12 protein-coding genes are annotated in these 11,889 nt (G+C 71.3%); 2 read left to right on the forward strand and 10 right to left on the reverse strand.

Going from position 1 to position 11,889, the window contains the following annotated elements; genetic code table 11:
• Positions 1-71: 71 nt before the first annotated feature.
• From QSK39_RS48520 to QSK39_RS48565, 10 genes are all read right to left on the reverse strand, one after another.
• The gene (locus QSK39_RS48520) at positions 72-1,277 is read right to left on the reverse strand and encodes an MCE family protein (protein WP_285484626.1); all 1,206 of its coding nucleotides are present in this window, start codon (positions 1,275-1,277) and stop codon (positions 72-74) included.
• Positions 1,277-2,341 (reverse strand): MCE family protein, encoded by a 1,065-nt coding sequence (locus QSK39_RS48525; RefSeq protein ID WP_285484627.1) that lies wholly within the window; start codon positions 2,339-2,341, stop codon positions 1,277-1,279. The genes QSK39_RS48520 and QSK39_RS48525 overlap by 1 nt, the downstream gene beginning before the upstream one ends.
• A 14-nt stretch (positions 2,342-2,355) precedes the next feature.
• The gene (locus tag QSK39_RS48530; RefSeq protein WP_285484628.1) at positions 2,356-3,363 is read right to left on the reverse strand and encodes an MCE family protein; all 1,008 of its coding nucleotides are present in this window, start codon (positions 3,361-3,363) and stop codon (positions 2,356-2,358) included.
• Positions 3,360-4,352 carry an MCE family protein gene (locus QSK39_RS48535; protein WP_285484629.1) on the reverse strand — a complete coding sequence of 331 codons (993 nt, stop codon included), beginning with the start codon at positions 4,350-4,352 and terminating at the stop codon, positions 3,360-3,362. Before QSK39_RS48535 ends, QSK39_RS48530 begins: the two co-directional genes overlap by 4 nt.
• The gene (locus tag QSK39_RS48540; RefSeq protein WP_285484630.1) at positions 4,349-5,356 is read right to left on the reverse strand and encodes an MCE family protein; all 1,008 of its coding nucleotides are present in this window, start codon (positions 5,354-5,356) and stop codon (positions 4,349-4,351) included. The genes QSK39_RS48535 and QSK39_RS48540 overlap by 4 nt, the downstream gene beginning before the upstream one ends.
• Entirely contained in the window at positions 5,353-6,630 is a 1,278-nt protein-coding gene (locus QSK39_RS48545) for an MCE family protein (RefSeq protein WP_285484631.1), read from the reverse strand. Before QSK39_RS48545 ends, QSK39_RS48540 begins: the two co-directional genes overlap by 4 nt.
• On the reverse strand, positions 6,627-7,478 hold the full coding sequence (locus QSK39_RS48550) for an MlaE family ABC transporter permease (protein WP_285484632.1): 852 nt from the start codon (positions 7,476-7,478) through the stop codon (positions 6,627-6,629). Before QSK39_RS48550 ends, QSK39_RS48545 begins: the two co-directional genes overlap by 4 nt.
• Before the next feature lie 2 nt (positions 7,479-7,480).
• A complete protein-coding gene (locus QSK39_RS48555; RefSeq protein WP_285484633.1) occupies positions 7,481-8,275 on the reverse strand; it encodes an MlaE family ABC transporter permease in 795 nt (264 codons plus the stop codon).
• Positions 8,276-8,749: 474 nt separating this feature from the next.
• Positions 8,750-9,742 carry an LLM class flavin-dependent oxidoreductase gene (locus QSK39_RS48560; protein WP_285484634.1) on the reverse strand — a complete coding sequence of 331 codons (993 nt, stop codon included), beginning with the start codon at positions 9,740-9,742 and terminating at the stop codon, positions 8,750-8,752.
• Positions 9,743-9,750: 8 nt separating this feature from the next.
• Entirely contained in the window at positions 9,751-11,124 is a 1,374-nt protein-coding gene (locus QSK39_RS48565) for an FAD-dependent monooxygenase (protein WP_285484635.1), read from the reverse strand.
• Positions 11,125-11,183: 59 nt separating this feature from the next.
• Between QSK39_RS48565 and QSK39_RS48570 the strand changes: the two genes are divergently transcribed.
• Together QSK39_RS48570 and QSK39_RS48575 are read left to right on the forward strand one after the other, a co-directional pair.
• Positions 11,184-11,387, forward strand: a complete 204-nt coding sequence (locus tag QSK39_RS48570) for a helix-turn-helix domain-containing protein (protein WP_155545168.1) — start codon at positions 11,184-11,186, stop codon at positions 11,385-11,387.
• Positions 11,388-11,391: 4 nt separating this feature from the next.
• Positions 11,392-11,859 carry a Clp protease N-terminal domain-containing protein gene (locus tag QSK39_RS48575; protein ID WP_285484636.1) on the forward strand — a complete coding sequence of 156 codons (468 nt, stop codon included), beginning with the start codon at positions 11,392-11,394 and terminating at the stop codon, positions 11,857-11,859.
• The last annotated feature ends 30 nt before the right edge of the window (positions 11,860-11,889 follow it).

The raw sequence follows: 11,889 nt of genomic DNA on the forward strand, positions 1-11,889 counted from the left end.
GTCACGGCCGAATGGCTGCGTGGCAACGGTTACGTGCCGCGGGGCGGTCGGCCTGCTTTTGGCCGGATCGGTCACTTTCCCAGCCACAGCATCTCCTCGAGGGTCGGGGAATCCGGCTGGCCGGCGGACACGGTCAGCGGGGTCCCGGAGCCGGGCACCGCGGCGGGCGGCACCGGCGGGTGCGGCGCGTTCTGCGAGCCGCGCACCGACGTCGCGTCGCCCTTCTCGAGCGTGCAGGACGCGCCCGTGTTGAACGGCAGCGGTGTGGTGTCCGTGCTCGGCCGGTACTGCGTGCCTTCGTACCCGGCCCGGCAGGGCAGCGGGTCGTAGAACGTCAGCGCCATGCCGAGGTTGCCGTCGCCCCCGCCGAAGACCGTCGACGCCGTCGCGACCGCCTTCGGGGTCGCGACGAGCAGCTGTTCCAGCTGGCCGGTGCGAGCCTGGAACACCTGCGCCGTGGTGAGCAGGTTGGCGAGCAGGATCGGCAGCCCCGGGTCGGTGTCCTTCAGCAGGCTGCCCAGCTCGGACGCGGCCGGCGGCGCGGTCGCGATCAGCCGCCTCAGGTCACCGTCCGAACTCGACAGCTGCGCGGCGAACAGCTTGGCGTTGCTCGTGAACGAGCGCCACTCGGCGGCGGAGTCGAGCTGGGTGCGCAGCACGGTCGAGCCGTCGTCGATCAGCTTCGTGGTCTGCGGCAGGTTGGCCGAAGCGTCCTTGGTGAACGACGTCGCGGTGTCCAGCAGGACCTGCAGGTCGGGCCCGGTGCCGCGCAGCGCGTCGTCGAGCTCGTCGACCACCGTGCGCAGGTCGCCGGTCGGCACCGACGCGGCCAGCGAGTCGAGGTCGCCGAGCAGGTTCTGCACCGGCATCGGCAGTGTCGTCTTCTCACGCGGGATGACCGAGCCGCCGGTCAGGTAGGGGCCGTCGCCGGTCCGCGGCTGCAGGTCCACGTACTGCTCGCCGACCGCGGAACGGTTCGCCACCACGGCCTGGGCGTTCGACGGGATCGGCGGGGCCGAGTCGTCGATGACCAGGTCCGCCTCCATCCCGGACGGCGTGAGCCGCAGCTCGCCGATCCGCCCGACGGCGACCCCGCGGTAGGTCACCTCGCCGTTGGTGAAGATGCCGCCGCCCTCGGCGAGCTCCAGCTTCACCGTGTACCCGCTGCCGCCGAAGAGCCTGCCGATGCCCGCGTAGTTCGCGCCGACGAACGCGACCGTGACCAGCGAGATGACCACGAACGCGATCACCTGGACGCGGACCCTGGTGGTCAGCATCAGCGCCCTCCCGACGTCGTGACGCCGCTGGCCGGCAGCGGCAGGGTCGGCAGGCCGGGCGGGACGCCTTCGCCGGGCGGCGGCAGCGGGACCCCGGGCGCCGGGATCACCGACGCGTAGACGTTGAGGTAGTCGCCCTTGATCGCCGGGATGACCGCGTCGGTGTACGGGAAGGACGGCAGGATCTCCAGCGACTTCGGCAGCGACGCCCCGGCGTCGGCGAGCCGGTGCAGGATCGGCGCGAGCGCGGTCAGGTCGGCGACCAGGTCGTCCTTGCTCTTGTGGATGACGTCGGTGGCGACACCGGAAAGCTGGTCGAGGGACTGGAGCATGGCCACGAGCTGGGTGCGCTGGTCGGTCAAGGTGCGCAGGCCCGGCGTGAGGTCGGTGAGCGCGCCGGACACCTGCGCGTCGCGGTCGGCGAGCGTGGTCGCCAGCTGGTTGACCCCTTCCAGGGCCGCGGTGATGTCCTGGCGGTGCGCGTCCAGGTCGGTGGCGAGGGTGTTGACCCCGGACAGGAACGAGCGGATCTGCGTCTCGTTCCCGGTCATCACCTTGGACAGCTCGCGGTTGATCGTCTGCAGCTGCCCGATGCCGCCGCCGTTGAGCAGCAGCGAAAGCGCGCCGAAGACCTCTTCGAACTCGGGGTTGCGGTTGGTGCGCGACACCGGGATCACGGCGTTGTCGGCCAGCCGCGCGCTCTGCGGCGGCTGCGTCCCGTCCGGGGCGGCGAGTTCGACGAACTTCTCGCCGAGCAGGCTGGACTGCCGCAGCCGCGCGACGGCGTCGGCGGGCAGCACGACGTCGCCGTTGACCTCGACGACGGCCTCCGCGGTCCAGCCGTCGGAGCCGAGCCGGATGGTCTGGACGCGTCCGACCGGGACGTCGCCGACCTTCACCGCGGCCTGCGGCACCAGGTCGAGGACGTCGGCGAACTGCACGGTGACGTGGTACGGGTGGTCGCCGACGTCCGCGCCGCCGGGCAGCGGCAGGTCGTAGACCCCCTTGAACTCGCCCGAGCAGGCGGTCAGCACCAGGCAGCAGCCGGCGGCCAGGGCCGTCATGCGTCGCAACGGTTTCATCTGCCGCCCGCCTCGTTCGTGTAGACGGATCCGGTCACCGGCAGCGGCAGGTAGTCGAGCAGGTCGGTGCGGCTCTGCAGGGCACCGGTGGCGGGGTCGACCGTCTGGAGCAGGTTGGTCGCGGCCAGCGGAGCCGTCTCCAGGGTCTCGGCCAGCGACGCGCGCTGGTCGACGAGGGTCTGCGTGGTCACCGCCAGCTTGTCCACATTGGACTTGATCAGCGCGCGGTTGTCCTTGATGAACCCCTGGATGTCGGCGAGCGCGCTGCCGAGCGAGCGCAGTGCCGTGGCGAGCTCGTCGCGGTTGGCCGACAGCGTGCCCGACACCGCGGCGAGCTGCTGGTTGACCTGGGTGACCTGGTTGTCGTTGGCGGCCAGCATGCTGGTGAACTGCTGCAGCTCCCGCACGGTGGTGAACAGGTCGCCGGAGTTGCCGGCCAGGGTCCGCGCCAGCTCCGAGAGCTGCTTGACGGAGTCGTTGAACGCGGTCCCGTTGCCCTGCAGGTTGCGGGCGCCGGTCTTCAGCAGGTCCGACAGCGCGCCGTTCTTGTTCGCGCCGTCCGGCCCGAGCGCCTTGGTGAGCGAGTCGAGGCTGGCGTAGAGCTGGTCCAGCTCGACCGGGGTCGCGCTGCGGTCGACGCCGATGGTGGCGTTGTCGACGAGCCGCGGCCCGCCGCGCGCGGGCTTGGAGAACTGGACGTACCGGTCGGCGACCACGCTCGGCGCGATGACGACGACGTCGGTGTCGGCCGCGATCGGCGCGGAACCGTCGTAGGTCAGCGTCACCTCGACCTGCTCGCCGCGCGGGGTCACCGACTCGACCTGGCCGATCCGGACGCCGAGGAGCCGGACGTCGGAGCCGCTGTAGACACCGACCGCGCGGGAGAAGAGCACGGTCGCGCGATCGAGCCCGGTGCCGGAGAAGATCCACCACAGCCCGGGCACGACGACCAGCGCCGTGACGACCGCCGCGGCGAGGAACCGGTAGGTGCGGGTCGCGTTCACTTCGGGGCTCCCGACTGCTTCGGCGGCACACACGGGTCGCGGTTTTCGGGCAGCAGGCCGCAGAGGTAGGAGTCGAGCCAGCGGCCGTTGCCGAGGGCGTTGTTCGCCAGCCGGAAGTACGGCCCGGCGGCGGCGAGGCTCTTGGCCAGGTTGTCGTTCTGCCGCGTCAGCAGGTCGGTCACGGTGTTCAGCTGGCTCAACGCCGGCTTGAGCGCGTCGGTGTTGTCCTTGACCAGGCCGGAGAGCTGGGTGGCCAGCGCCTGCGCGCCGGTCAGCAGGTCGTGGATGGCCTGGCGGCGCCGGTCGAGCTCGCCGAGCAGCAGGTTGCCGTCGGAGAGCAGCTGCTCGAAGTCCTCGTTCGAGTTCGCCAGCGTCGTGGTGATCTTCTTGGCGTTGGCCAGCAGGCCGGCGAGCTGGTCGTCGCGCGAGGACACCGTCTTCGAGAGGGCGGACAACCCGTCCAGCGCGGTGCGGACGTGCGCCGGGGCGTTCCGGAACGTGTCGCTGATCGCGGTGAAGCTGTCGGCGAGCTGCTCGGTGTCGATCTGGCCGGCGGTGTTCGCGAGGCCGTTGAACGCCTCGGTGACGTCGTACGGCGTGACCGTCCGGCTCCGCGGGATCGCCTGGTCCGGGTCCTGCACGCCGTCGCCGGTCGGCTTGAGCGCGAGGAACTTGCGGCCCAGCAACGTCTTGATCCGGATCTCCACCGACGTCCGGTCGCCGACCCACGCGTCCTTCACGCGGAAGGTGACGAGCACGTGGTCGTCGGCCAGCTCGACGTCGCGGACCTCGCCGACCTTGATGCCGGCGACGCGGACCTCGTCGTCGGCCTGCAGCCCGGCCGCCTCGGAGAACTCGGCGTGGTAGGTGGTGCCGCCGCCGACGATCGGCAGGTTGTCGTAGTTGAACGTCACGGTCAGCAGCGCGGCCAGCACGACGCTCCCGGCGATGCCGAGGCCGAGCGGATTGCGTTCCTTGAAGGACTTCACGCGCCGCACCTCTCCGCCGTGACCGGCGTCCCGCGCGGGGGCGTGGTCTGCAGGGTGGCGCTGCACAGGTAGAAGTTCATCCACGAGCCGTAGGAGCTGATCCGGCCCAGCCCGTTCAGCTTTTCCGGCAGCGTGCTGAGCGTCTGCTCGAGACCGGGCAGGGTGTCCTCGTCCGCCAGGTTCTTCGTGACGCGGTCGAGCCCGGTGACGCTGTCCTTCAACGGGGTCCGCACGTCGCCGAGCAGGCCCGCGGTGGCCGTGGACAGGTCACCGAGGCCGCCGATCGCGTCACCGATGACGGCCCGGTCCGAGGCCAGGCCGGAAACGAGCTCCCGCAGGGTCGAAATCAACGTCGTCAGCGCGGTTCCCTTGCTGTTCACCGTGCCGAGCACGTGGTTGAGGTTGGTGATCACCTCGCCGATGAGCTGGTCGCGGCTGGCGAGCGTCGAGGTCAGCGAGCCGGTGTGCGCGAGCAGCTCCTCGACCGTGCCGCCTTCGCCCTGCAGCACCTGCACGATCTCGCCGGAGAGCTGGTTGACGTCGGTGGGGGAGAGCGCCTGGAACAGCGGCTTGAAGCCGTTGAACAGGTCGGTCAGGTCGAGCGCGGGTGTGGTGCGGTTCAGCGGGATCTCGCCGCCGACCGGGAGGGTGCCCCGGCCGCCGGCACCACGCTCGAGCGCGATGTAGCGCTGGCCGACCATGTTGCGGTACTTGATGACCGCGCCGACGTCGGCGGGCAGCTGCCGGCCTTCGTCGAGGGAGAACCGGATGTGCGCCAGGCTGTGGTCGGCGATCTCGAGCTCCTCGACCTGCCCGACGCGGACCCCGGAGATCCGGACGTCGTCCCCGACGTTCAGCGAGGTCGCGTCGGTGAACGTGGCGCCGTAGAGGTCGGTCCGGCCGACGCCGGTGCCGGCGATGGAGATCGCCAAGAGCACGGTCGCGGCGGTGGTGACCAGGATGAAGATCAGGCTCTTGACCAGCGGGGCGGCGAACTTCCTCACTTGAGCGTCACCTCCGTGCCGCGGTAGAGCGGGCCGACCAGCACGCTGCTCCAGTCCGCGACGTCCTTGGTGGGCACGCCCAGCTGCGGCGCGAGCACGGTGGCGAGCAGCTCGCGTTCCTGCGGCGAGTTCGCGACGCCGAGGTCGTCACGGGTGCCGACCAGCAGCGGGTGCTGGGGCGCGCCGGGGGCCACGGCGGCGGTGCCGGTCGTCGGCGCGACGCCGCTGGGGTAGCAGCGCGGGCCGCCGCCGCTCGCCGGGACCACCGGGTCGTCCTTGCCGGGCACGTACTTGCCGCGGGCCTGGGTGACGGTGATCTCGGCGTGCATGCCGGGCTGGTTCGTGCCCTTGCCGAGCGCCTTGTCGACCGGCTCGCGCAGGGCGTCCATCGCCTTGAGGGTGCACGGGAAGCTGGGGGAGTACTCGGCCGCGACCTCGAGGGCGGCGCGGCTGTCGGCCGACAGCGCGATGATGGTGTTCTTGTTGCGGCTCAAGAAGTTCTCGACCTCACCCGCGGAGTCCGTCACCTGCTGGTACACGGTGGCGAGGTCGGCGCTCTTGTCGTGCACCGTGTTCAGCGTGACGGCGGAGTCGGTGAGCGCGTCCAGCAGGTCGGGCGCGATGTCGCCGTACAGCCGGGAAACCGAAGCGAGGTCCTGGACGTCCTTGGTGAAGGCCGGCAGCTGCGGGGTGAAGTCCTTCAGGTAGTCGGCCGCGGTGGAGAGGGTCTGGCCGATCTGCTCGCCGCGGCCCTCCAGCGCCGTCGAAACCGCGGTCAGCGTCGTCGCCAGCTTCTGCGGCTGGACGGCCTTGAGCAGCGGCAGCAGGTTGTCGAAGACGCGTTCCAGCTCGATCGCGTTGGCCGAGCGGTCCTGCTCGATCGTGTCGCCCGCGACCAGGTGGGAGTCCTTCGCGCCGTCCGGAATGGACAGCTGGACGTACCGCTCGCCGAACAGCGTCTTCGGCACGAGCAGCGCGGAGACGTTGCGCGGCAGCATGTCCACCTTGTCCGGCTCCAGCGCGAGCGCGATCTCGGCGCCCTGCGGCGTCGCCCGCACGTCGCGGATCTCGCCGACGAGCACCCCGCGGGCCTTGACCTGGCCGCCCGCCGAGAGCTGGTTGCCGATCCGGCTCGCCTTGAGCGTCACCGGGACCGTGCTGACGAAGTCCTTGTCGTACACCTTGATCGAGAGCGTCACGAGCACGCCCATGACCACCAGGAACAGCACCCCGGCGGTGCGGACCCCGGCCTTGCGGCGGATATCGCGTCTCATCCGGCCACCTGCACGGTGGTCGTCGCGCCCCAGATCGCCAGGCTCAGGAAGAAGTCGATGATGCTGATCGCGACGATCGCGGTGCGCACCGCGCGGCCGACCGCGACACCGACGCCGGCCGGGCCGCCACTCGCGCGGAAGCCGTAGTAACAGTGGGCCAGTACCACGACGACGCTGAACACCAGGACCTTCCCGAACGACCACAGGACGTCGCCGGGCGGCAGGAACAGCAGGAAGTAGTGGTCGTAGGTGCCCGCGGACTGGCCGAAGAACCAGACGGTGATCTGCCGCGACGCGAGGTAGCTCGACAGCAGGCCGATCGCGTAGAGCGGGATGACGGCGAGGAAACCGGCGATCACCCGCGTCGTCACCAGGTACGGGACGCTGGGGATGCCCATGACCTCCAGCGCGTCGATCTCCTCGGAGATCCGCATCGCGCCGAGCTGCGCGGTGAAGCCGCAGCCGACGGTGGCGCTCAGGGCGAGGCCGCTCACCAGCGGCGCGATCTCGCGGGTGTTGAAGTAGGCGGAGACGAACCCGGCGAACGCCGAGGTGCCGACCTGGTTGAGCGCGGAGTAGCCCTGCAGGCCGACGACCGTGCCGGTGGCGACGGTCATCCCGATCATCACGCCGATCGTGCCGCCGATGACGGCGAGGGCGCCGCTGCCGAAGCTGACCTCGGCCAGCAGGCGGACGACCTCGCGCAGGTAGCGGCGCAGTGCCCGCGGCGTCCACGCGATGGCGCGGAGGAAGAACAGGATCTGGTCGCCGAGGGTGTCGAGGAAGCCGAACCGGCGGTCGACGGCTTCGCGCACGCGCGCGGTCTTGGGGACTTCCGTGGTCGTCACGTTCAGCTCCCCTTGGGCGGCACGAGTTGCAGGTAGACGGTGGTGAGCACCAGGTTCAGCACGAACAGCAGCAGGAACGTGATGACCACGGACTGGTTGACGGCGTCGCCGACGCCCTTCGGGCCGCCCTTGGGGTTCAGGCCCCGGTAGGCGGCGACCACGCCGGCGACGAAGCCGAAGATGACCGCCTTGATCTCGCTGATCCACAGGTCGGGCAGCTGCGCCAGCGCCGAGAAGCTGGCCAGGTACGCCCCCGGCGTCCCGTGCTGCATGATCACGTTGAAGAAGTAGCCGCCGAGCACGCCGACGACGCTCACCATGCCGTTGAGGAAGATCGCGACGCCCATGGCGGCGAGCACCCGCGGCACGATCAGCCGCTGGACGGGCGAGACGCCGAGGACCTCCATGGCGTCGATCTCTTCCCGGATGGTGCGCGCGCCGAGGTCGGCGCACATCGCGCTGCCGCCGGCCCCGGCGATGAGCAGCGCGGTGACGATCGGGCTGGCCTGCTGGATGATCGCGAGCACGCTGGCCGCGCCGGTGAAGGACTGCGCGCCGATCTGCGTGGTCAGCGACCCGATGTGCAGCGCGATCACCGCGCCGAACGGGATGGAGACCAGCGCCGTCGGCAGGATCGAGACGCTCGCGATGAACCAGAACTGCTGGATCAGCTCACGCAGCTGGAACGGGCGGCGGAACGTCAGCCGGACGACGTCGAGGCCGAGCCCGTAGAGCCGTCCGGTCTGCCGCAGCGCGGCGGCCCCGGGGAACGACGGCGTCGTCGTCCGTTCGGCCATTCGTGTGCCTCCCCAGCGGTTTCGACGGCACGCCGAATACACCCGAGTCGAGCAAGGGGAATGGTCCGAACGGGGTAACAATTGTCGGCCATTCACGGTCTCGGGGCTCACCGTGCCGGTTCCTACTGGTCGGTACGTTAACCACGGCCTTGTTGGGAGACAAGAACTTGAGCAGGATCACGCGGTCACGGGCTGGTAACCGCGCATTTCTTGTCCGGGGCTGACAAACGGACCTGATCTTGTTGTCAAAGATGGGAAAAAAATCCCGTCCCGGATGTGAGAGGTGTTTACGAGCTGCGCACTCGTGTGCATTTCCGCCCGGCGCGACACCGCCGAACGGCTGACACGCGTGATCGGGAGGTCGGCACGCGTGATCAGAGGGTCGACACGCCGCAGCAGGGTAAGCCGCGCCGTGTCGTCCGTCCAATCACGCGTGTCGACCCTTCGATCACGCGTGTCGACCCGCTGGTCACGTCAGGACTTGAGGCCGGCCAGCAGCTCGTAGGAGCGGACGCGGTCCGCGTGGCCGTGGACCATCGTCGTGACCATCAGCTCGTTCGCGCCCGTGTCGGCCAGCAGCTGCTCGAGTCCCTTGTGGACCGTCTCCGGCGAGCCGATGATGCTCGAGCCGAAGCGGTCGGCCAGGAACGCGCGGTCCATCTCCGTGTACGGGTACTCGGCCGCCTCTTCCGGCGTCGGCAGCGCGATCGGGCGGCCGCGGCGCAGGCTCAGGAACGTCAGCCCGGACGGCCCGGCGAGGAACTGCGCGCGGTCGTCGGTCTCGGCGGCGACCACGGACACCCCGAGCATCACGTACGGCTCGTCGAGCACCCCCGGCCGGAAGTTCTCGCGGTAGAGCTGCACGGCCGGGATCGTGTTCTCCGCCGCGAAGTGGTGCGCGAAGGAGAACGGCAGCCCGAGCCGCCCGGCCAGCTGCGCGCTGAAGCCGCTTGAGCCCAGCAGCCACACCGGCGGCTGGTTGCCCTCGGCCACCACCGCGTTGACGCCGCGCGCCTCCGAGTGGGTGAAGTAGCCGATCAGCTCCTGCAGGTGCTCCGGGAAGTTCTCCGCGGACAGCCCGCCGGGGCCGCGCAGCGCCAGCGCCGTCCGCTGGTCGGTGCCCGGCGCGCGGCCGATGCCGAGGTCGATGCGGCCCGGGTGGAACGCCTCCAGGGTGCCGAACTGCTCGGCGACCACCAGCGGCGCGTGGTTGGGCAGCATGATCCCGCCCGAGCCGACGCGGATGCTCTCGGTCGCGTCGGCGACGTGGCCGATCAGCACGACCGTCGCCGAGCTGGCGATGCCGGGCATGTTGTGGTGCTCGGCCAGCCAGTAGCGGCGATAGCCCAGCCGTTCCGCGGCGCGGGCGAGGTCAAGGGTGTTTCGCAGCGTCTCGCCGACGGTGTTCCCCTCGGAGACGGGGGACAGGTCGAGCACGGACAGCGGCACGTCAGGCAGTGAGCTCACAACCGGGGTCAACGCCCCGGTGCCGTCATTGCTTCCCGCAACGCCGCCGGATCGCCGCCTTTCCACGCGACGACGCCGTCGGGACGCACGAACAGCGCCTCGGCCGGGGCGTCCGGGCACTCCGCCGTGACGATCTTCACGTCCGGGCCGGCGGCTTCCCGCAGGTCGGCGCGGCCGGCGAAGTCGAACAGCACCGGACGCGCCGCGCGCATGACCTCGGCCACGCGGGTGGCCCGGCCGCCGACGGTCAGCGGCAGGTCGGGGACGTACGGCAGCTCGTCGGCGTCCCGCAGCAGCCCGGCCAGGTGCCGCGTCGCCTGCGGAAGCGCCGCCAGCTCGCCGAAGAGCGTCCGCAGCGCGTCGCCGTCCTCGCCGGTGGCACGATCGAGCAGGGCTTGGACGCGGGTCTGCGTCAACGTCCGCGCGGCGACCGGGTGCCGCTCCGCGTGGTAGCTGTCGAGCAGGCTCTCGGGAGCGGCGCCGCGCACGACGGCGCCGAGCTTCCAGCCCAGGTTGACCGCGTCCAGCAGCCCGACGTTCAGCGACGACCCGCCCGCCGGGAAGACGTGCGCCGCGTCGCCCGCGAGGAAGACGTTCCCGGCGCGGTAGCGCTCGGCGAGCCGGGCGGAGCTGACCGTCCGCGACAGCCAGAGCGGTTCGCCCAGCCGCAGATCGGTGCCGAGCACGCGCCGCACGGCGTCGTGGAACTCTTCGAGCGTCGGCTCCCCGGGTGGCTCCGGCGCGACTTCCCGGACGCCGGCGATCACGACGCCGGGCGTCAGCGACGTCACCAGCACCCGGCCGCCGGGCCGGCGGTTCCAGCCGCGCTGCAACTCCGAGCCGAACATCGGCAGGTCGGCCCGGAAGTGGCCGAGGCGCATCAGCTCGTCGTCGGTGGTGCCGGGGAAGCCGATCCCGGCCAGCTCGCGGACGCGGCTGTGCGCGCCGTCGCAGCCGACGACGTACCGCGCCTCCAGCCGGTAGGAGCCGTCCGCGCCCCGGACGGTGCCGAGGTCGGCGAGTTCGTGCCCGCGCCGGATTTCGGCGCCGAGTTCGAGCGCGCGCTCGGTCAGCAGGGCCTCCATCCGCGGCTGCTGCAGCATGAGCCCGCGCATCGGCGAGTCCAGCCCGGCGAAGTTCAGGGGCACCGGCCCGAACGGGAACCCGGGGAACGGACCGGCGAAGCCCGCCTCGGCCCGGAAGCGATCGAGCAGCCCTCGGTGGTCGAGCTGCTCGACGATCCGGCCGCCGAGCCCGTTCGCCCGCGGCCGTTCGTCCGGCGCAGCCCGCCGGTCCAGGACCACCACCTCGGCCCCGCCGAGCCGCAGCTCCGCCGCCAGCATCAGGCCCACCGGGCCCGCCCCGATCACCGCGACATCCATGACGTCCTCCTCGTGTCAGTTTGGACTGACGAACGGATGTCAGGCTAGACTGACACACCATGGAAGCGGAAGAGCTTTCCGGGCGGATCTCGGAAACCGACCCCGCGGTCGCGCTGCGGGCGGTCGGCGCGCTGCACCGGCTCGCCGAGCAGGTCGAGGCGGCCGCCGTCGCGCACGCGAGGGAGCGCGGCTGGTCGTGGGAGCAGATCGGGGACGCGCTCGGCGTCGCCCGCCAGTCCGTGCACGCGAAGTACGGGAAGTGAGGCCGTGGTGCTCGACCGGCTGATCGCGAAGAGCCCGTTCGCCGTCGTGGTGACGGCAGCCCTGGAGGAGTCCCGCCGCCGCGGCGACCGGCGCCTCGGCACCGAGCACCTGCTGCTCGGCCTCCTCCACGACTCGGACAGCGCGCGGGCCCTCGGCACGAACGTCGAGGAGGCCCGCGCGGCCCTCGACCGCCTCGACCGCGCGGCGCTGGCAGCGCTCGGCATCGAAGTGGAAGGGCTGCGGCCGGCGGAGGTTCCGGTGAAGCGGGGGCGCCTGACTCCGGGCGCGCTGACGTCGAACGCCCGCGCGGTCGTCAACGAGGCGATCCGCGGGAAGCCGCGGGAGCCGGCCGAACTGCTGCGCGCGCTGCTGAAGGTGACTCCGCCGGATCCGGCCGCCGACCTGCTCGCGGAGCTCGGTGTCGACGCGGGAGCCGTCCACCGGCGGCTGGTTTCGCCGAACGAACAGTGACGCGGCGCGGCACCCGATACGGTTGGGGAC

Source organism: Amycolatopsis sp. NBRC 101858 (assembly GCF_030269325.1).
GTDB lineage: Bacteria > Actinomycetota > Actinomycetes > Mycobacteriales > Pseudonocardiaceae > Amycolatopsis > Amycolatopsis ponsaeliensis.

Excerpts from the sequence above, each read along its gene's own strand:
- QSK39_RS48520 (WP_285484626.1), bottom strand. The coding sequence starts at position 1,277 with ATGCTGACCACCAGGGTCCGCGTCCAGGTGATCGCGTTCGTGGTCATC.
- QSK39_RS48525 (WP_285484627.1), bottom strand. The coding sequence starts at position 2,341 with ATGACGGCCCTGGCCGCCGGCTGCTGCCTGGTGCTGACCGCCTGCTCG.
- QSK39_RS48545 (WP_285484631.1), bottom strand. The coding sequence starts at position 6,630 with ATGAGACGCGATATCCGCCGCAAGGCCGGGGTCCGCACCGCCGGGGTG.
- QSK39_RS48555 (WP_285484633.1), bottom strand. The coding sequence starts at position 8,275 with ATGGCCGAACGGACGACGACGCCGTCGTTCCCCGGGGCCGCCGCGCTG.
- QSK39_RS48565 (WP_285484635.1), bottom strand. The coding sequence starts at position 11,124 with ATGGATGTCGCGGTGATCGGGGCGGGCCCGGTGGGCCTGATGCTGGCG.
- QSK39_RS48570 (WP_155545168.1), top strand. The coding sequence starts at position 11,184 with ATGGAAGCGGAAGAGCTTTCCGGGCGGATCTCGGAAACCGACCCCGCG.